The organism is Pseudomonas deceptionensis (assembly GCF_900106095.1).
Lineage (GTDB): Bacteria > Pseudomonadota > Gammaproteobacteria > Pseudomonadales > Pseudomonadaceae > Aquipseudomonas > Aquipseudomonas deceptionensis.
Window position 1 is genome coordinate 459,913 of sequence record NZ_FNUD01000002.1, and the last position, 19,053, is coordinate 478,965.

A 19,053-nucleotide genomic window follows, 5' to 3' on the forward strand; every position below is an offset into this window, starting at 1 on the left:
ATCAGCGACCGCGAACCACTTGTTCCAGCTCGGAAAAACTTGGCCGATGCTTGGGGTACAAGACTTTGCGACCAAACTCGACCGCCAGCGACGGCGGCATCCCTGAAGCCGAGGCCACCAACGAGGCCTTGATTGATTCGTACACATTGATCTCTTCCTTGGCATCGTGGGCCAGGGACGTCGCCAACGGGCCGAAGAAACCATAGGCCGCCAAAATACCGAAGAAGGTGCCCACCAATGCGGCGCCGACGTGCATGCCGATGGCCGCCTGATCGCCTTCACCCAGCGAGGCCATGGTCACCACAATACCCAGTACCGCCGCCACAATACCGAAGCCGGGCATGCCGTCGGCAATACCGTTCACGGCGTGGGAGGGATGCTCCAGCTCTTCCTTGAGGCTGAGCAGCTCCATGTCGAACAGCCCTTCAAGCTCGTGGGGGGCCATGTTGCCCGACGACATGATGCGCAGGTAATCGCAGATAAACGCCGTCATGCGCTCATCTTTAAGGACGGTCGGGTACTTGGCGAAGATCGGACTCGCGGCCGCATCTTCAATATCGCCTTCGATGGCCATCATGCCTTCGCGGCGACTTTTATTGAGAATCTCGTAAACCAGGCCCAGCACTTCCAGGTAGAAAGCGTGGGAGAACCGCGAGCCGAACATGCCGAGTGATTTTTTGATCACGTGCATGGTCATGTAACCGGGGTTGGCCTGCAGGAACGCGCCAAAGGCCGCACCGCCGATGATCAAAACCTCGAACGGCTGAATCAGCGCCCCGATTTTTCCGTGTGAAAGCACGTACCCGCCGAGCACGCTCGCGAACACGACGATGATGCCGATAATTTTAGCCATAGATAAAAGGTACTTATTGAGTCGGGTTCAGGGTCAATTCCAGCGGCGCTAAAACTCTTCTTCTCCTTATCGGCGAATCTGCGCCAGACTATAGCCGGTAAAGCCGAAAAGCCATTCGACCCATTACGGGCGTGTAAACAATCGATGATGACCGCGTTCCCATCATGACCAACGAAGCCAGCGCACCGACATCAACGCCCACCACCCTGGATGCCTGGGTCAAACTCCTGGACGCTGTGGATCTGCCGATCCCGCAACAAAGCCACGCGCGGGTAAGCAAAACGATCAGCGACAGTCGCCGCTCATTGCGCGAGATTGCCGAGGTCATGCAGGACAGCCCGGCGCTGGCGCTGCGGCTGATTCGCGAAGCCAACCAGCAAGTCCAGAGCAGCTTGAGCGAGCCTGCCGAAAGCCTTGAGCTGGCCATTAACCGCCTGGGCCTTGCCCGCACGCAAGGGTTGCTCGAACGCGTACCCGCCCTGGCGATGGAAGACATCCCGCTGGCATACCGGCAAATTCAGCTCATCAGCCAGCACGCGGCCCAACAAGCCATTGGCCTGTTCGGCAACCGCCTGGCGCGGCTCTGGCAAGAAATTTACTGGAGCAGCTTGCTGTTCCTTTCGCCCCTCTGGGCTCTGGCCCTCACCCATCCGCAACTGCTTGAAGCGTGGGAACGCCGCGTCGTTGTACAGGGCGAGTGCGCCAACAAGGTCGAGCTCGCGCTGTTCGGTGTGCCGCTGTTCGATATCTGTCGCACCCTGGCCGAACTGTGGCGCCTGCCTGCGTGGGTGATGCAGGGTTACACGGTGCTCACTGACGAACGCCGCACCCTGGTCAGGGTGTTGCACATCGCCCGTGACACCGATCATCCGCTGCGCCAGCAACAGCTTCTTGACGCTGACCCGGCACTGCGCCGCTGGCTCAATCAACCGGCCAACAGCGTGTTGCTGGCCAACGGCCTGGCGCTGTCGGCCCAGCAGGCCTGGGACACACCCCACAATCTGCGCTGGCAGTACATCACCAGCCTGTACCTGCAATTGCCGCTGGATGAAGTGCAGCAGCAGGTGCACCAACAGGCCGTGAGCAGCGGGCGCTACCATTCGATGCCGGACCTCTGGCACCCGGCCGAGTCGTTGATCTGGCCGTGGGACATGCGCCGCACCCACAGCAGTTCGCTGGTCGCACCACCGCCCTCGGCACAGGCGCTGGCACTGTGGCGCAAACACTGCGGGCAACTGCTGGCGCAACCGAGTGCGTTCACCAACCCGATGCACCTGACCACCTGCGCCCGCGAGGCATTGCTGGCGTGCGGCATGCGCCGGGTGATGCTGCTGATGGCCGATAAAACCTCGACCACCCTGAGCGTGAACCAGATAGCAGGGCTGGCGAAGACCGCCTTCGACCTGAGCGTCGACGTCGCCGAAAGCACCGCGTTGCAACGCCTGATGACGCAACCGGCACAAGTGCGCCTGACACCCGAAAACAACACCGTCATATCCGCAGTTTTGCCCCACAGCCTGCGCAGCCTGTTCCCTGGCGAGCATCTGCTGCTACGCTCGCTGAGCAACAATGGCCGCGTGGTCATGCTGATACTGGCGGACCAGGGCGGCGGGCCATTTTCGGAAACCAGCGTGCAGGCATTCGGCAAAACTGCGCAATGCATCGAGAAAGCCCTCAATAGCTTTAGTACTCGCGGGCGCTAATCGCTACAATTCCCCCCTTTTTGCTCTGGAGGCTTCACATGCTTGGCTTCTCTGGCTTGCCATTAGTGATTGAGCCCAGCGACCTGTTCGCCCGGCTCAACGCCCCTGAACTGATCCTGGTCGACTTGACCAGCGTTGCGCGCTACGAAGCCGGGCATATTCCGGGCGCACGTTTCGTCGACCCGAAACGCACACAACTGGGCCTGCCGCCGGCACCCGGACTGCTGCCGTCCCAGGCTTCGCTCCAGGAGCTGTTCGGTGAGCTGGGGCACAACCCCGATGCGGTCTACGTGGTGTATGACGACGAAGGCGGCGGCTGGGCCGGGCGGTTTATCTGGCTGCTGGATGTGATCGGGCACAAGGCCTGCCACTATCTGGACGGCGGCATTCACGCCTGGATAGGCGAAGGCTATGACCTGAGCCAGGAAGTACCCCCTGCGGCCGGTGGCCCGGTCGCGCTGACCTTGCACGACGAGCCCACCGCCACCCGCGAGTACCTGCAAAGCCGTTTGGGTGCTGCCGATCTCGCGATCTGGGATGCGCGTAGCGAGGCCGAGTACACAGGCGAGAAAGTGCTGGCGGCCAAGGGCGGGCATATCCCCGGCGCGAAGAATTTTGAATGGACCGCCGGCATGGATAAAACTCGCAGCCTGCGCATCCGCACCGACATGGCCCAGATCCTCAAGGATCTGGGCATCACACCAGACAAAGAAGTGATTACCCACTGCCAGACCCACCATCGTTCTGGCTTTACTTATCTCGTTGCCAAAGCGCTCGGTTATCCGCGCGTCAAAGGCTACGCCGGCTCTTGGGGCGAATGGGGCAACCACCCCGATACGCCTGTCGAGCTGCCTGTAAAAAATTAAGGACCTTGAATGAAAAAGCGTTTGTTCCTCCTCAGTCAGTACCTGTTGCCGCATCACCTGCTGTCACGCCTGGCCGGCTGCATTGCCGAGTGCCGCGTGCGCTGGTTCAAGAATGCGTTCACCACCTGGTTCGCCAAGCGTTATCAAGTGGACATGTCCCAGGCACTGGTTGAAGACGTTACCGCCTACGAGCACTTCAACGCCTTCTTCACCCGCGCACTGAAAGACGGCGCCCGCCCGCTGGATCAAACCCCGGGCGCGGTGCTGAGCCCTGCCGATGGCGCAGTCAGCCAGTTGGGCCCGATTGAGCACGGTCGCGTGCTCCAGGCCAAAGGCCACAGCTACAGCGTGCTGGAGCTGGTGGGTGGCGATCCTGACGTGGCAGCGCAATTCATGGGCGGCGAATTCGCCACCATCTACCTGTCGCCGAAGGATTATCACCGTGTGCACATGCCGCTGGCTGGCACCCTGCGCGAGATGATCTACGTACCGGGCCGCCTGTTCTCGGTCAACCAGACCACCGCCGAAAACGTGCCGGAGCTGTTTGCGCGCAACGAGCGTGCCGTGTGCATTTTTGATACCGAGCGCGGCCCGATGGCCGTGGTATTGGTAGGTGCCATGATCGTGGCGTCGATTGAGACTGTGTTTGCCGGTCTGGTGACGCCGCCGAAGCGCGAGCTGAAAACCTTCCGTTACGACGAAGCCGCACGTGCGCCGATCCATCTGGAAAAAGGTGCCGAGTTGGGTCGCTTCAAACTGGGGTCGACTGCAATCGTGCTGTTCGGTGCCGATCAAGTGAAGTGGGCTGAAAGCCTGACGGCAGGAACGCCGGTGATGATGGGTCAAGGCATTGGTGCACCGGCTCACGCCGAACAAGCACCAGAGTAAAAAGTACGTGTGGGAGCGAGCCTGCTCGCGATGCAATCAACCCGGTACACATGACGGGTTGAGGTGATGCCATCGCGAGCAGGCTCGCTCCCACCGTTTATTTACAGGGCCTTGCGGTCACGCTGGCCCAGCAGGTACAGCACGCCATCCAGGCCCAACGTCGAAATGGCATGTTTGGCCGACTTTTTAACCAGCGGCTTGGCACGGAACGCCACACCCAGCCCGGCAATCGCCAGCATCGGCAAGTCGTTGGCACCATCACCGACCGCAATGGTCTGCTCCAGGCTCAAACCTTCCTTCTGTGCCAGTTCACGCAGCAAGTCCGCCTTGCGCTGTGCGTCAACAATCGGCTCAACCGCAACGCCAGTCACCTTGCCGTCCACCACTTCCAGCTCGTTGGCGAATACATAGTCGATGCCCAGCTTCGCTTGCACCTGCTTGGCAAAGTACGTGAAGCCGCCCGACAGGATGGCGGTCTTGTAGCCCAGCCGCTTGAGTTCAGCGAACAGCACTTCGGCGCCTTCGGTCAGGCGCAGCGAGGCACCGATGGCATCCAGCACGCCCACATCCAGACCTTTGAGCAGAGCCATGCGTTCCTTGAAACTGGCCTTGAAGTCCAGCTCACCGGCCATGGCGCGCTCGGTGATTGCAGCCACCTGATCACCCACACCCGCAGCCTTGGCCAACTCGTCGATCACTTCGGCCTCGATCAGGGTCGAGTCCATGTCGAACACCGCCAGACGGCGATTGCGACGGAACAGGGTGTCTTCCTGAAGCGCGATATCCACACCCAGCTCTTGGGCCAGGTTGAAGAAATCGGCACGTAGCGCCTCAATATCCGCAGGCTCACCGCACACACGCAGTTCGATGCAGCTTTTGCTCAACTGAGTCGGGGCGTCCAGCGGCACACGGCCGGACAGACGATCTGTCTGCTCGATGTTCAATCCGTGCTGGCTGATGACCGAAGTCACACGCTGCAATTCGTGGGCAGTCACCTGACGGCTCATCAGAGTCACCACATGGCGGGTCTGGCTCTGCTCATTCACCCAGTTCTGGTAGCGCTCTTCGCTGATCGGATCGAAACGCAGTTGCAGACCTTCCTGGGCGATCAGTGGCTGCAGGTCTTTGAGAACGGCCGAAACCTGTTCTGCCTGTGGAATTTCCACCAGAAAACCCAACGACAAAACGCCATGGATGGCGGCCTGACCGATGTCGAGAATATTCACACCATTGCTGGCCAGTACGCCGGTAATGGCCGCAGTGAGACCCGGACGGTCTTCACCGGTGATGTTTATCAGGACGATTTCGCGCAAGGCACACCCCCATTCGCTAAAAAAACCGCATTCTACCCACATTCAGTGACCATCGGGCATCGTCAAGGCTTTGCCGCCCCTAGGCTGCTCGCTATACTGCGCACCAACTTAACGGACTAAGAGCCGCGCTCAGTGAACCGGCCATCGCCTGTAAAAACCGATAACTTCTTCCTGCTGATCTTCCGGGCCCTGCGCGATCGCCGCGTTCCGCTTGCTCTGCGCATTGCCAGCCATAACGTGATTCTGGTCGCCTTGGCGCTGGTCATTTATGCCGTGGTGATGGGTCTGCAATTCAAACAGGCCATGCACGAACAGGCCGATGCCCTGGGTCAGAGCCTGACCACGCAAACCGCCACTTCGGCGACCGAGCTGCTGGTGTCCAACGACATCCTCAGCCTCAACGTGCTGCTCAACAACCTGACCAAAAATCCGCTGGTGGCCCATGCCGCCATCTATAGCGTCGATAACCGCATCCTCGCCGAAGCCGGGCAACGTCCAAAAAACGGACTGTTGGGCGAAACCCAGGGCGTGTATCAAACCAAGATCACTTTTCAGGACGTGACGGCCGGGCATCTGCGCATCAGCCTGGACATGAACCAGTTTGAACAGCCGATGACCATCAGCCTGCAGAGCATGGGCATTTTGAGCGCCATTTTGCTGGCTTTGGCTTTGGCCTTGAGCTTGCGTCTGGGCCGCCACATCACCACGCCCCTGCTGCAACTGCGCGTCTGGCTGCGCGAACCGGACCCTTACACCCCGGCGATCAATCGCCAGGATGAAATCGGTGATCTGGCGCGCCAGCTTCACGCCCGCCTGGCCCCACCGGCACCCGAGCCGGAACCCGAGCCAGAACCTGAAGAAGAATACGACGACAGCGACTACGAAGAAGCCGAAGACAACGAACCGACCTTCGAAGTGCGCAACCTGAGCGACCCGACCTTCGATGAAACCCCGGCTGCGCCCGCCCCCAAAGCCGCGCCTCGGCAGTTGATCAGCTCCGAAGAAGACGAGAACGACGACGAAGACCCGTTCGCCGACCTGCGCGACACCAACACCCCGAGTGCTGCTCCGGTTGCGCTGGCCAAGCCAAAACCGGCCGCGCATGCTGCGCCACAACCCAGCGCCGTACTGGCAGTGCAACTGGGCGCGCAAGAACAGCTGCGTCGCTTGCCCCGCGCTCGCCTTATGGAACTGCTTGAACGCTATCGCGATTGCCTGAACCAGGCCGCTTCGCTGTACCAGAGCGAGCTGCACACGCTCAACGATGGCAGCACGCTGATGCTGTTCCACAGCGAAGACAGCGGCGACGACTACCTGACCAACGCCATTTGCTGTGGCGAGCTGCTGCGGGCCTTGGGCCACGCCTTGCAGATCGAAGTCGCTGACAGCGGCATCACCCTGCAATTGCAACTGGGCCTGGTGCTGGGCGAAGGTCTGAACGGCATGAGCCAGATTGATTTGCTGCTGACCGAAACCGCACAGGACGCCCTGGCCCTGTCGCAACACAGCCGCAACCTGCTGCTGGTGGAGCGCAAGATCAGCGACGACCCGCTGATCCGTCAGCGCGCCCGTATCCGCCCGATTGCCAGCCCCGAAGGCGCCTGCTGTGTCGAGCGCCTGATGGAGCCCTACCCGTCCATGCTTGAGCGCCAGCTGGCGCGGATGCATGAGAATCAGGGGTAACGCTAAAACCCCTTCTCCCTCCGGGAGAGGCACAGCGTCAGGGGCTCTTGATCTGGCCCAAAAAAAATCCCGCACATGTGCGGGATTTTTTTGTTTATGGCATCCGGTCTAGAAGCGAAACACTTCCATGTCCGTGCGGATCGGTGAAGCCATCGGGATCTTCGGCTTGTCCGCGTCCTGCCTGGTCTCGGCCTTGGTAGACGGCTTGCGCGGCTCAACCACCGGCGGCTGGTTGGCCAGCGGCTTGAGGGCCACCGCCAATTGCTCGCTTAGCTGTTGCAGCAACTTGCCTTGAGCCTTGACCTGGTCCGCAGTGCTGCCCGCATGAGGCTGTTCGAGGTGAACAATGCGGTTGTCACGCACTTGACCACGACGATCGATCAGGCGCCATTGCGCGTCCAGCACCGCTGGCTGGTTCTTGCCGGAGTCCAGGCGAGTGATCGACAACAGCACCTGCACATCCGGGCTGAAACCCGCAGTGGCCGGTGCCAGGACAACCCGCTGGCTGTCCAGACGCCACGCCAGTTGGCGTACCAGCAATTGATCGATGTCCGAGGACAGGCTGCCTGCCCATCGACCATCGGTGGCGGCGCTCAGGCTGCCATCAGCCTGACGTTGCAGCAGGGTTTCTCGTTGCAGGTAATCGGCCACGCTGATCGGGCCCAGTACCACCGCCATGCCGGCGCTTTGCGCGGGCTGGCCGGGGGTGCCGCTGTCCAGTTGGTACAAGGCCGCCGGCTGGTGCGTAGTGCACCCCGCCAGACCCAGCACACCAGTCAGCAACGCAATTAAAGGAAGGCGTAGAACGTTCATCATTCCATCCAGGTGGCTACCAATGGGCGAGCCGCAGTGTGATTCTCGAAAGGCTTGCAGGCACTTCGCCATAAGCGGTGCAGCAAACGCGGCATATCATCCGCGAATATTGGACCTGACTCCAGCGCTGTCGCGCCGATCTACGCGGTAAAACGCAGATCGGGCACGTTAAACGACATTAATTAGGCGTTTCTACCAACAAGGCATCCACTCGCTGGAAGCCACGCGGCAGTTTGTTGCCCCGGCGCCCACGCTCACCTTTGTAGTGTTCCAGGTCGTCAGCCTTGAGCGACAGGGTGCGTTTGCCTGCTTGCAACACCAGCGTGGCGTTGTCAGGCAGAACAGCCAGATCGGTCACATATTCTTCGCGGCTGGCCACTCGATCTCCGGGAATACCGATGATCTTGTTGCCCTTGCCTTTACCCAGTTGCGGCAGGTCGCTGACCTTGAAAATCAGCAGGCGACCCTCGGTGGTCACGGCTGCCAACCAGTTGGCCTCGCGATTCGATACCGGCCGAGGCTGCATAACCAAGGCACCCTTGGGCAGGCTGAGCAGCGCTTTACCGGCCTTGTTCTTGGCTTGCAGGTCTTCACCCTTGACCACGAAACCGTAACCGGCATCGGAGGCGATAACGTACAACGCATCGTCCTCAGGCAACAGCACGCATTCGAAGGTCGCACCCGGCGGCGGGGTCAATCGCCCGGTCAGCGGCTCACCCTGGCCACGGGCCGACGGCAAGGTGTGGGCCGCCACCGAGTAGCTGCGCCCGGTGGAGTCAATAAAGACTGCAAACTGGTTGGAACGCCCCGCAGCAGCGGTTTTATAACCGTCCCCCGCTTTATAGGACAAACCGGTCGCGTCCAGATCGTGCCCCTTGCCGCAACGCACCCAGCCTTTTTCAGACAGAACAACGGTTACAGGCTCAGTGGGTACCAGCTCGTTTTCCGACAGAGCCTTGGCTTCAGTACGGGACACAATTGGCGAGCGACGATCGTCGCCATAGGTTTCGGCGTCGGCCAGCAACTCGGTACGCACCAGCTTTTTCAGCTTGGTTTCGCTGCCCAGCAGGGTTTGCAGCTTGGCTTGTTCTTTACGCAACGCATCCTGCTCGGTGCGCAGCTTCATCTCTTCAAGGCGGGCCAATTGGCGCAGGCGCGTGTCGAGGATGTAGTCAGCCTGGATTTCGCTCAGGGCAAAGCGCGCAATCAGCTCGGCCTTGGGGTGTTCCTCGGTACGGATGATGTGAATCACTTCATCGAGGTTCAGGTACGCGGTGAGCAAACCGTCCAACAGGTGCAGGCGACGCTCGACTTTATCGAGGCGGAACTGCAAGCGACGGCGTACGACATTGACCCGGAACTCCAGCCATTCCACCAGCAGGGCGCGCAGGTTTTTCAGCTGGGGCTTGCCGTCCAGACCGATGATATTGATGTTGACCCGGAAGGTGGACTCAAGCTCGGTCACGGCGAACAGGTGCTGCATCAGTTCGTCGAGATCGACCTTGTTGTTGCGCGGGATGATCACGATGCGGCACGGGTTCTCGTGATCCGATTCGTCGCGCAGGTCGGTGACCATCGCCAGCTTGGTCGGCTTGGCCTGCATCAGGGCAGCGATCTGCTCCAGTACTTTGGCGCCCGACACCTGATGCGGCAACGCGGTGACCACGATGTCGCCGTCTTCGATGTGATACACGGCACGCATGCGCACCGAGCCACGGCCCGTCTGATAGATCTTCAGCAGGTCGGCACGCGGGGTGATGATTTCAGCTTCAGTCGGGTAGTCCGGGCCCTGGATGTGCTCGCACAGCTGTTCAACCGTGGCCTTGGGCTCATCGAGCAAGCGCACGCACGCGCTGGCGACCTCACGCAGGTTGTGTGGCGGTACGTCAGTGGCCATGCCCACGGCGATGCCGGTGGTGCCATTGAGCAGGATATTCGGCAAACGTGCCGGCAATACCGCAGGTTCGTCGAGGGTGCCGTCAAAGTTCGGTACCCAGTCCGCCGTGCCCTGGCCCAGCTCGCTGAGCAGCACTTCGGAGTAACGCGACAGGCGTGCTTCGGTGTAACGCATGGCCGCGAACGACTTGGGATCGTCCGGCGCACCCCAGTTGCCCTGACCGTCGACCAGGGTGTAGCGATAGCTGAACGGCTGGGCCATCAGCACCATCGCTTCGTAGCACGCCGAGTCGCCGTGGGGGTGGAACTTACCGAGTACGTCACCGACGGTACGCGCCGATTTCTTGTGCTTGGAGTCAGCGTCCAGCCCCAACTCGCTCATGGCGTAAATAATGCGCCGCTGCACGGGCTTGAGGCCGTCGCCGATATGCGGCAAGGCCCGGTCCATGATTACGTACATGGAGTAGTTGAGGTAGGCCTGTTCGGTGAAGTCGGCCAATGACCGGCGTTCTACGCCGTCCAGGCTGAGATCAAGGGAGTCGCTCATGCGGACCTCATTCAGTTCGTTGTCTGGCGCAGCAGCATGGTGCCGCCGCGCTGGGTAAATTCAAGTTTGTTCAGCGCACTCATGCCCAGCAGTACTTGCTCGCCTTCAAGCCCTGGAGCGGCCACTGCACGCACGTCGCGCAACACAATGGCCCCCAGTTGCAGGCGGTCGATGCGGGTCTGATAGCCCTGAGTGCGGCCATTGGCGGTGTTGAGTGTCACCGTCAGCCCTTTGGGCAATGCCAGTTGCCTGGCCAGTTCCATCGGCACCGCCACATCGGTGGCGCCGGTATCGAGTAAAAATTCCACCGGCACGTTGTTGATACGGCCGCTGGCAACAAAGTGGCCCTGCGCGTTACCAAGCAGTTTGACTTCGATATAACCCTCGCCCTGTTGCGAGGTGATTTCACTGTTGGGGTTTGCCTGACGCTCTTCCCAACGCCCAAAAAACTGGGCGGCCAGGTACAAACCGGCACACCAGGCCACGATCATGAAGACGCGGCCCACACCTTTGCCCGGCGCTGCCTGGCTCATGATTTGGCGCTCCAGCCACCTTGCGGGGCAGTAAAGCGCAAGACGACGGGGCGTTTTTCGCCATCGGCACGCGCATGGTTGCCATTATCGATACCGATCCACGCCCCTTTTGCGTCCAGGCTCAACGCCTCGGCATTGCCATAGCCGGTGTTGTAGCGCCGTGCATCGGTCAAGGCATCGCTGGCAAATGACCAGCAGCGCTCGATTTCACCGGTGTCCGGGGTACGACGGCAAATACGATAGGCCATGCGCTCAAGGGTAAACAGCTTGCCCTCGAACAGGGTCAGATCGGCGAAGTCCTTTTGCTGTGCCTTGACCTTGAGCTGGGGCGGCGGTTGCTCAAGCCCGCCTTCACTCATCAGCACGCAACCGCTTTCGCAGTCCCACACGCTCTGTTTTTTGCGGATGGTCAGCAAGCCGCGACGTTCACGCTCTGCTGCCAGCCAGATCTGGTTGCCCTGCGGGTTGACGGCGATGCCTTCAAACAGCGCATTGAAGTGCAGCAACATGCCGCTGGCACGTGCCTGACGGACCAGTGCCGGATCGATTTTCAGCCACGCCGGCGCACCCATATGTGGAATTTGCAGCACCGCCGCATGGGCCTCACTGACCACATACCGGTTACCCGCGTCATCGCAGGTGATGCCTTCGAAATCCAGATCACCGCCACGCAACGGGCTGATGGCTTTACCCATCATGCGCACGCCCCACGGCAAGCCGCTTTCAGGCGCTGGAGGAACATCGATGCTCAGGGCTTCGACCTGCCACTGGTCAGTGCGCTGAACAAGGCGGTAAATCTGATCGTCATCACGATCGGACACCGCCCACATCTCGCCCTGACACAGCGCCAACCCGGACAGGTTACCGCCGCGCATGCCTTCCACGGGGTGCTCTGACTGCAACGCAAGCTCTGGCCATACATTGGCCATTACCGGTGTCGCGCCCAGCCACAGCAACCCCATCAAGGCACTGCGCATCAGGTCAGCACCTGCGCCAGGTTGCCTTTGGATTCAAGCCATGACTTGCGGTCGCCGGCGCGTTTTTTGGCCAGCAGCATGTCCATCATTTCCGAGGTGGCGGCATAGTCTTCAAGCGTCAGCTGCACCAGACGACGGGTGTTTGGGTCCATCGTGGTTTCACGCAACTGTGGCGGGTTCATCTCACCCAGCCCCTTGAATCGTGTGACCTGCGGCTTGCCGCGCTTCTTCTCGGCCACCAGCCGGTCAATGATCCCGTCACGCTCGGCTTCGTCCAGGGCGTAGAAAATCTCTTTGCCCAGATCGATCCGGTACAGCGGCGGCATGGCCACGTACACGTGACCGGCATCCACCAGCGGGCGGAAATGCTGCACGAACAAGGCGCAGAGCAAGGTGGCGATGTGCAGACCGTCAGAGTCGGCGTCGGCGAGGATGCAGATCTTGCCGTAGCGCAGCTGGCTGATATCGGCTGCGCCCGGATCGACACCGATGGCCACGGCGATGTTGTGCACTTCCTGACTGGCCAGCACTTCGCTGCCGTCGACTTCCCAGGTATTGAGGATCTTGCCGCGCAACGGCAGGATCGCCTGGAACTCCTTGTCCCGCGCCTGCTTGGCCGAGCCGCCGGCGGAATCACCTTCCACCAGGAACAGTTCGGAGCGCATCGGGTCCTGCCCGGCACAGTCGGCCAGTTTGCCGGGCAATGCCGGGCCCTGGGTGATGCGCTTGCGTTCAACCTTTTTGCTGGCCTTGAGGCGTCGCCCTGCGTTGTTGATCGCCAGTTCAGCCAGTTGCATGCCCAGCTCAGGGTTGGCATTGAGCCACAGGCTGAAGGAGTCCTTGATCACGCCCGAGACGAACGCAGCCGCTTCACGGGAGGACAGACGCTCTTTGGTCTGGCCCGAGAACTGTGGCTCCTGCATTTTCATCGACAGCACGAACGCAATGCGTTCCCACACGTCTTCGGGCGCCAGCTTCACGCCGCGCGGCAGCAGGCTGCGGAATTCGCAGAACTCGCGCATCGCATCGAGCAGGCCCTGGCGCAGACCGTTCACGTGGGTACCGCCCTGAGCCGTTGGGATCAGGTTGACGTAGCTTTCCTGAACACTGTCGCCGCCCTCGGGCAGCCACAGCAAGGCCCAGTCTATGGCCTCCTTGTTACCGGCCAGGCTGCCGCAGAAGGGCTCGTCCGGCAGGCGTTCAAACTCGCTGACCGCATCGACCAGGTACGAGCGCAGGCCGTCTTCGTAGTGCCACTCGATTTTTTCGCCGGTATTTTTGTCTTCAAAGCTGACCAGCAGCCCCGGGCACAGTACGGCCTTGGCCTTGAGTACGTGCTTGAGGCGGCTGACCGAGAATTTTGGCGAGTCGAAGTACTTGGGGTCCGGCGCGAAATACACGCTGGTGCCGGTGTTGCGCTTGCCGACCGTACCGATGATTTCCAGATCGGTGGCTTTGTAGCCATCGGCGAAAGTCATCTGGTACTCATTGCCGTCGCGTTTGACCTTGACCCGTACCAGCGTCGAGAGCGCGTTGACTACCGAAATACCTACGCCGTGGAGGCCGCCGGAGAACTGGTAGTTCTTGTTCGAAAACTTGCCGCCCGCGTGGAGCTTGGTGAGGATCAGCTCGACACCCGGCACGCCCTCTTCGGGGTGAATGTCCACCGGCATGCCGCGCCCGTCATCGCTGACTTCCAGCGAGTGGTCGGCGTGCAGGATGACTTGCACCGACTTGGCGTGACCGGCCAGGGCTTCGTCGACGCTGTTGTCGATGACTTCCTGGGCCAGGTGGTTGGGCCGGCTGGTGTCGGTGTACATGCCGGGGCGTTTGCGCACCGGGTCGAGGCCCGAGAGGACTTCGATGGCGTCGGCGTTATAAGAGCTAGCGCTGGGAGTGGCCATAGGGTCTCGTCGTTAGTCGTAAATGAAAAATAAGGGCCATTCGACGGGCGCCTTAGAGGGCCGCAAAGTCGATGGTTTGAAACTGTTCGGTGCCAATCCCGGCAAATTTCAGCAGGTCAGGCAGTTGCTGGGCAAAACCTTGATAACTGTGATCACCGCCCGCTTGAATACGCAATGTACACGCCGCGTAGTACTTTTCAGCGTAGCGGTAGTCCAGGGTTTCATCGCCAGTTTGCAACCACACCTGATACCGCTGAGGGTCTTGGGGTGCTGCCACTTCGAGTTCGGCCAGGGCTTGAACGTGATCGTGGGTCAATTCCCAGGTCTGGCCGCTGTAGTGGTTGGTCTGCGTGCCCAGATAACCGTCGAACATCCGGTGCGGGCTGACGGCCGGGTTGACCAGCAAGGCATTGAGGCCATGTTGTTCGGCCAACCAGGTCGCATAGTAGCCGCCGAGCGAGCTGCCTACCAGCAATGGGCGGCCCAGCTCGCTGATTGCAGCCTGCAATTGGGCCATGGCCTCACGCGGATGATGGTGCAAGGCAGGAACCCGCAGCTGGTCGGCAAGCCCCATGCGCTGCATCACCGACGTCAACTGTGTGGCCTTCTTGGACTCGGGGGCACTGTTGAACCCGTGGATATACAAGATGGAACCCGACATGCGATGACCCCCGAAGGCACATTAAGCTGAACACAGCATCAATAAAGACGCGCAGTTTAGCCTGACTCAAGGGCAATGACTCGCTTCAAGATATTTCAGTAATTATTGGCGCTGTAATCCGGCTCGAACGTGAAATCAGTCAGGCGCGACACACCGGTTTGTAGCGTGCCATCCGGCTGCAGGCGCAACCAGCGATACCCTGGCGCTTCGCTGCTGACCTGGAAGTCCGGGCTGCCGACAGCGAACTGGATGCAGGTAGAAGGCGATGCCAGCAGCCTGAGGCCATTGCGCTGCTGATCAAACGGCTGATGAACATGCCCCCAGAGCACCGCCCGGGCCTGTGGATAACGGTCCAGCACCGCCCAGAATTCCTTGGCATTGCGCAGGCCAATCGGCTCCAGCCACTGGCAACCCACCGACACCGGATGGTGATGCAGGCACACCAGATGATGGCGGTCGGGCGCTTCGCTCAAGGATTGAGCCAGCAGTTGCAACTGATCCTCTTCCAGATAACCGGGCGTGGAATGGGGCACCGCCGAGTTGAGCAGCGTAATGCGCCAGTTGCCGATATCGACCACCGGCTCCAGCAGACGGCTTTGGACCGTGGCTTCGCGCATGTGCGGCATTTGATCGTGATTGCCGGGGATCCACCGGGCAGGCGCCGACAGTTGGCTGCTCAGGGCCCGAAAGCGCTGATAGGCCTCGACGCTGCCGTCCTGGGTCAAATCCCCGGTGGCCAGCAACAGGTCGATCTGCGGTTGCTCGGCGCGCACCCGATCAATCACTTGTTGCAGGCTTTGCGCGGTCTTGAGCCCCAGCAGCGAGCCGTCTGCATCAGCAAACAAATGGCTATCAGACAGCTGCACCAGCAGCACCGGGTCTTCGGTGGTCAGCGTGGATACATTCGGCAAGGGGGACTCTCCCGGGGAAGCTTGAATTCTAGGCTAGCGCACTTCTGCGTATTCATGCCCGCAGGCCAAGCAATGGCTGAGCCATTCGCCCAAAAACACATTGAGCTGGGCTTTTTCGTCGGGCTGATGCATGGCGGTGTTGGGGTACGGGTAAATGCTGCGAAAACGCCGGGCATGCTCGGCTGCGACCACTTCAGCCATACGCGCATCGTGATACACCTGCACCTGCAACTCGGGCACCGGCAACCACGGCAGGCTGTGCTCCTGACGTACGCGCAGGGTGCTGGTGTACGGGCAGTCGAGGATCACCTCAAGGGTCAGTACGCCCAGCATCTGGTCACCCTGGGTCACGGCAATGCGGCGCGGGCCGGGTTGCTTGCGCATCTCGGGCAACAAACGCATCAGGCGTGCATAGTTGGCCTCGCAGGCAGCCTGCAATCCGATCAGATCGACTCGATAACGATCGCGCACCCCGTTTACGACCATAACCCCCTCACTTCAGCGCGATTAAGCGCCAGCCATTGCAGGGCGATAATGCTCGCTGCATTGGAAATACGTCCATCGCGTACTGCTTGCAGCGCATCTTCATACGCCCAGACCGTTACACGAATATCTTCTGCCTCTTCATCCAGGCCGTGCAAGCCACCCACACCCACAGTACTGCAACGCCCCAGATACAGGTGAACAAACTCGGTGCTGCCGCCCGGCGACGGGAAATAACGGGTGATTGGCCACAGTGACGAGAACGTTAACCCGGCCTCTTCTTCACCTTCACGGTGAGCGACCTCTTCAGGCACCTCGGCCTTGTCGATCAGCCCGGCCACCAACTCGATCAACCACGGGGTTTCGGTCTTGCCCAGCGCCCCGACCCGAAACTGCTCGATCAGAACCACTTCATCGCGTTGCGGGTCATAGGGCAGCACGCAGACCGCGTCATGACGCACAAACACTTCGCGACTGATCTCACGGCTCATGCCACCGGCAAAGAGTTCATGGCGCAGGTGCACGCGGTCCAGTTTGTAAAAACCCTGATAGCCGTTCTCGCGCTTTACGATCTCGACGGCGCTTGGCGTGGCCTTGGTGATGTCAGTCATTGCAAACCCCTTGCTGGCGAATTCCACCGAGGGGTGGCCCACGGCATCGGGCATCCTAACGCGCCTGTCACTCCGGTTGCAGCCTCTTTTATGACACGGGGATAGACGGATCGCCTGCAAACCAACTCTAATTGGCTCCATGTAAGCTTAGTGGCGAACCGATGCCCGTGCTGGCAGTCGAACCGCCACGATCCACCACTTTCTGTCGATGATGAAGGACGACCATGTCGCTTTTAAAGTTTGCCTCCATGACTTGTATCGCCCTGACCCTGGGCGCTTGCCAAAGCATGTTTCAACCCTCGGCACCCAAGCCGCTGGCATTTACCAACGACGCCTCCGAGCAGGTCAAGGCAGGCTGCACCGGTCAGGAGTGCCCGCTGGTGAATATCGACACACTGCACTTTGCCGACGAGCCCAAGCTCGACGCGCTGATCGAACATCGCCTGCTGAAAATGACCGTCAACTCCCCCGAAGAGGCGATGGCGCCATCGCTCAACGCGTACCGCGAGCAGTTCCTGCGCACCGCCGACAGCCGTAACAGCACTTATTTGCAGGCCAAGGTACGCGAGCAGCATGACGATCTGGTGATCGTCGAGCTGTCCAGTTATCTGGATACAGGCGGCGCACACGGCATGCCGGGGCGCGGTTTTATCAACTACTCACGCAAGGAGCACAAAGAAGTGACCTTGCAGGACATGCTGTTGCCGGGTCAGGAGCAAGCCTTCTGGGGCGCCGCAAAAGTAGCCCACAACAACTGGTTGATCAGCAGCCACTATGGCAGCGACCCGGAGTTCGTAAAAAACTGGCCGTTCGAGAAAACCCCGAACGTCGCGCTGCTCAAGGACAACGTGGCGCTCAAATATGACGTGTACAGCATTGCGCCGTACTCTGAAGGTCATGTTGAACTCAAAATCCCTTACTCGCGCCTGAAAGGTATTTTGAAGCCTGAGTGGTTACCGGCTAAGGGCTAAACCAGAGCGACCCTCACCCCAACCCTCTCCCTGCGGGAGAGGGCCAGGGTGAGGGGCTTTTAGCGTTTACGCCCCAACACCCACTGCAACACCCCGGCCAGCAATAACGCCGGCAACGTCGCGCCCACATCGGGCATAAAATTCGCCAGCAGGTGATAGGTCACCACCCCGCCCAGCCAGGCCAGCAAGGTCGGCCAGCGGAACAGGGTGGGCGCCACCTGAGCACTGCGCTTGCGCACTATAAAGTGATCCACCAGCACCACGCCGAACAGCGGCGCGAACACCGAGCCAATCAGCAACAGGAAGTTCTGGTACTGCGCCAGCGGTGCGAAGCAGGCAATCAGGGTGCAAATCACGCCGATGGCCAAGGCCAGATGCTCGACCTTCAAGCGCAGCAGGACACCGCCAGACACCGCCGCCGAGTGGATATCCGCGAAGGCGTTTTCGGACTCGTCCAGCAAGATCAGCAACAGCGGTATCCCCAGCCCCGCACCCGCCAGCGCCAGCAGCAACGCGTTGACTTCACCGCTCGGCGCGAACGCCAGGGTGTAAGCCACACCCAGGCTCATCAGCCAGAAGTTGCCAATAAAGAAGCCAAGTGCCGTACCGCCAAACACGTTTTTCGCCCGTTTACCGAAACGCGAATAGTCGGCGATCAAGGGCAACCACGACAGCGGCATGGCGATGGCGATGTCAAACCCCACGGCAAACGGCAGTGACCCATCGCCTTTTTGTGCCCACAGCGCGGGCAGGTCAGCCTTGGCGAACAGGTTCCAGGTCAGCCAGATACACGCAGCCAACAGCAACCAGATGCCCCACTTGCGCAGCACCTTGCGCACAAAGGTCAACGGCCCGCTGACCGCGAGCAAGGTGGCCAGGGCGCCAAAGAGCAACGTCCACAGCATGGGATTGGTCAGCAGGCTGCCTTCGCTGAACGCGCGGGCGCCGAGCAGGCTGGCGGCATCGCGCATCACGATGATTTCAAACGAGCCCCAGCCAATCAGTTGCAACACATTGAGCATGGCCGGGAGCATGGCCCCCCGGCTGCCGAGGCTGAGCTTGAGCGCGGCCATCGATGACATGCCGGTATCGGTGCCAATCACACCGACCGAGGCCAACAACGACACGCCCACCAGCGTGCCGAGAAAAATCGCCAGCAACGAACCTGAAAGGCCCAGCCCCGGCGCAAGCAAGGCGCCGGTCTGCAACACCATCAGGCCAATGCCGAGGGAGAACCACAGGGAAAACAGATCTCGACCGCCAAATACGCGCTTGTCCAAGGGGACAGCGAGGTCGGGGGAGTAGGTACTGGGTGCGTTCAATGGGTCATTCTCAAGGAGGAATACAAAAACCTGTAGCCGCTGCCGCAGGCTGCGATCGAGACCCCAGGGCTCGCTTTTTAAAAGCAAAGGTCCTGCGGCCTTTATCGCAGCCTTCGGC

17 protein-coding genes are annotated in these 19,053 nt (G+C 60.6%); 5 read left to right on the forward strand and 12 right to left on the reverse strand.

Going from position 1 to position 19,053, the window contains the following annotated elements; translation table 11 throughout:
- Position 1: 1 nt before the first annotated feature.
- Positions 2 to 853: a flagellar motor stator protein MotA gene (motA, locus tag BLW11_RS01960; RefSeq protein ID WP_048360341.1), complete on the reverse strand. Its 852-nt coding sequence runs from the start codon at positions 851 to 853 to the stop codon at positions 2 to 4.
- Positions 854 to 1,017: 164 nt separating this feature from the next.
- Between motA and BLW11_RS01965 the strand changes: the two genes are divergently transcribed.
- From BLW11_RS01965 to asd, 3 genes are read left to right on the forward strand one after another with little or no spacing between them, the layout of a single operon-like run.
- Positions 1,018 to 2,556 carry an HDOD domain-containing protein gene (locus BLW11_RS01965; protein WP_048360342.1) on the forward strand — a complete coding sequence of 513 codons (1,539 nt, stop codon included), beginning with the start codon at positions 1,018 to 1,020 and terminating at the stop codon, positions 2,554 to 2,556.
- Between the two features lie 38 nt (positions 2,557 to 2,594).
- Entirely contained in the window at positions 2,595 to 3,422 is an 828-nt protein-coding gene (locus BLW11_RS01970) for a rhodanese-like domain-containing protein (RefSeq protein WP_048360343.1), read from the forward strand.
- A gap of 9 nt (positions 3,423 to 3,431) precedes the next feature.
- Complete coding sequence (gene asd, locus BLW11_RS01975) at positions 3,432 to 4,310, forward strand: archaetidylserine decarboxylase (RefSeq protein WP_048360344.1); 879 nt, start codon at positions 3,432 to 3,434, stop codon at positions 4,308 to 4,310.
- A gap of 101 nt (positions 4,311 to 4,411) precedes the next feature.
- On the opposite strand, the gene serB is transcribed toward asd, so the two are convergent.
- Positions 4,412 to 5,623: a phosphoserine phosphatase SerB gene (serB, locus tag BLW11_RS01980; RefSeq protein WP_048360632.1), complete on the reverse strand. Its 1,212-nt coding sequence runs from the start codon at positions 5,621 to 5,623 to the stop codon at positions 4,412 to 4,414.
- A gap of 132 nt (positions 5,624 to 5,755) precedes the next feature.
- Between serB and BLW11_RS01985 the strand changes: the two genes are divergently transcribed.
- Positions 5,756 to 7,306 carry an AhpA/YtjB family protein gene (locus tag BLW11_RS01985; protein ID WP_048360345.1) on the forward strand — a complete coding sequence of 517 codons (1,551 nt, stop codon included), beginning with the start codon at positions 5,756 to 5,758 and terminating at the stop codon, positions 7,304 to 7,306.
- 108 nt (positions 7,307 to 7,414) lie between these two features.
- Here the strand turns inward: BLW11_RS01985 and BLW11_RS01990 are convergent, their stop codons facing one another.
- The 9 genes from BLW11_RS01990 to BLW11_RS02030 all read right to left on the reverse strand — a co-directional run bounded on the left by BLW11_RS01990 (position 7,415) and on the right by BLW11_RS02030 (position 16,642).
- Complete coding sequence (locus tag BLW11_RS01990; protein WP_193790184.1) at positions 7,415 to 8,119, reverse strand: PqiC family protein; 705 nt, start codon at positions 8,117 to 8,119, stop codon at positions 7,415 to 7,417.
- 178 nt (positions 8,120 to 8,297) lie between these two features.
- Complete coding sequence (gene parC, locus BLW11_RS01995) at positions 8,298 to 10,562, reverse strand: DNA topoisomerase IV subunit A (protein WP_048360347.1); 2,265 nt, start codon at positions 10,560 to 10,562, stop codon at positions 8,298 to 8,300.
- An 11-nt stretch (positions 10,563 to 10,573) separates the two neighbouring features.
- Complete coding sequence (locus BLW11_RS02000; RefSeq protein ID WP_048360348.1) at positions 10,574 to 11,095, reverse strand: retropepsin-like aspartic protease family protein; 522 nt, start codon at positions 11,093 to 11,095, stop codon at positions 10,574 to 10,576.
- Positions 11,092 to 12,072 (reverse strand): esterase-like activity of phytase family protein, encoded by a 981-nt coding sequence (locus BLW11_RS02005; RefSeq protein WP_048360349.1) that lies wholly within the window; start codon positions 12,070 to 12,072, stop codon positions 11,092 to 11,094. Before BLW11_RS02005 ends, BLW11_RS02000 begins: the two co-directional genes overlap by 4 nt.
- A complete protein-coding gene (parE, locus tag BLW11_RS02010) occupies positions 12,072 to 13,976 on the reverse strand; it encodes a DNA topoisomerase IV subunit B (RefSeq protein ID WP_048360350.1) in 1,905 nt (634 codons plus the stop codon). The genes BLW11_RS02005 and parE overlap by 1 nt, the downstream gene beginning before the upstream one ends.
- Positions 13,977 to 14,028: 52 nt before the next feature.
- A complete protein-coding gene (locus BLW11_RS02015) occupies positions 14,029 to 14,637 on the reverse strand; it encodes a YqiA/YcfP family alpha/beta fold hydrolase (RefSeq protein ID WP_048360351.1) in 609 nt (202 codons plus the stop codon).
- Positions 14,638 to 14,732: 95 nt separating this feature from the next.
- Entirely contained in the window at positions 14,733 to 15,548 is an 816-nt protein-coding gene (gene cpdA / locus BLW11_RS02020) for a 3',5'-cyclic-AMP phosphodiesterase (protein ID WP_048360352.1), read from the reverse strand.
- A 33-nt stretch (positions 15,549 to 15,581) separates the two neighbouring features.
- A complete protein-coding gene (locus BLW11_RS02025) occupies positions 15,582 to 16,034 on the reverse strand; it encodes a DUF1249 domain-containing protein (protein WP_048360353.1) in 453 nt (150 codons plus the stop codon).
- Complete coding sequence (locus BLW11_RS02030) at positions 16,025 to 16,642, reverse strand: NUDIX domain-containing protein (RefSeq protein WP_048360633.1); 618 nt, start codon at positions 16,640 to 16,642, stop codon at positions 16,025 to 16,027. The genes BLW11_RS02025 and BLW11_RS02030 overlap by 10 nt, the downstream gene beginning before the upstream one ends.
- A gap of 224 nt (positions 16,643 to 16,866) precedes the next feature.
- On the opposite strand from BLW11_RS02030, the gene BLW11_RS02035 reads away from it, so the two are divergent.
- Positions 16,867 to 17,613 carry an RsiV family protein gene (locus tag BLW11_RS02035; RefSeq protein ID WP_048360354.1) on the forward strand — a complete coding sequence of 249 codons (747 nt, stop codon included), beginning with the start codon at positions 16,867 to 16,869 and terminating at the stop codon, positions 17,611 to 17,613.
- Between the two features lie 59 nt (positions 17,614 to 17,672).
- On the opposite strand, the gene cytX is transcribed toward BLW11_RS02035, so the two are convergent.
- Positions 17,673 to 18,935 carry a putative hydroxymethylpyrimidine transporter CytX gene (cytX, locus tag BLW11_RS02040; RefSeq protein ID WP_088500153.1) on the reverse strand — a complete coding sequence of 421 codons (1,263 nt, stop codon included), beginning with the start codon at positions 18,933 to 18,935 and terminating at the stop codon, positions 17,673 to 17,675.
- Positions 18,936 to 19,053 lie beyond the last annotated feature (118 nt).

Coding starts and splice junctions, on each gene's coding strand:
- asd (WP_048360344.1), top strand. CDS start 3,432: ATGAAAAAGCGTTTGTTCCTCCTCAGTCAGTACCTGTTGCCGCATCAC.
- BLW11_RS02015 (WP_048360351.1), bottom strand. CDS start 14,637: ATGTCGGGTTCCATCTTGTATATCCACGGGTTCAACAGTGCCCCCGAG.
- BLW11_RS02025 (WP_048360353.1), bottom strand. CDS start 16,034: ATGGTCGTAAACGGGGTGCGCGATCGTTATCGAGTCGATCTGATCGGA.
- BLW11_RS02005 (WP_048360349.1), bottom strand. CDS start 12,072: ATGCGCAGTGCCTTGATGGGGTTGCTGTGGCTGGGCGCGACACCGGTA.
- BLW11_RS01990 (WP_193790184.1), bottom strand. CDS start 8,119: ATGAACGTTCTACGCCTTCCTTTAATTGCGTTGCTGACTGGTGTGCTG.
- motA (WP_048360341.1), bottom strand. CDS start 853: ATGGCTAAAATTATCGGCATCATCGTCGTGTTCGCGAGCGTGCTCGGC.
- BLW11_RS01965 (WP_048360342.1), top strand. CDS start 1,018: ATGACCAACGAAGCCAGCGCACCGACATCAACGCCCACCACCCTGGAT.
- BLW11_RS02030 (WP_048360633.1), bottom strand. CDS start 16,642: ATGACTGACATCACCAAGGCCACGCCAAGCGCCGTCGAGATCGTAAAG.
- BLW11_RS02000 (WP_048360348.1), bottom strand. CDS start 11,095: ATGAGCCAGGCAGCGCCGGGCAAAGGTGTGGGCCGCGTCTTCATGATC.
- parC (WP_048360347.1), bottom strand. CDS start 10,562: ATGAGCGACTCCCTTGATCTCAGCCTGGACGGCGTAGAACGCCGGTCA.
- BLW11_RS02035 (WP_048360354.1), top strand. CDS start 16,867: ATGTCGCTTTTAAAGTTTGCCTCCATGACTTGTATCGCCCTGACCCTG.
- BLW11_RS01970 (WP_048360343.1), top strand. CDS start 2,595: ATGCTTGGCTTCTCTGGCTTGCCATTAGTGATTGAGCCCAGCGACCTG.
- parE (WP_048360350.1), bottom strand. CDS start 13,976: ATGGCCACTCCCAGCGCTAGCTCTTATAACGCCGACGCCATCGAAGTC.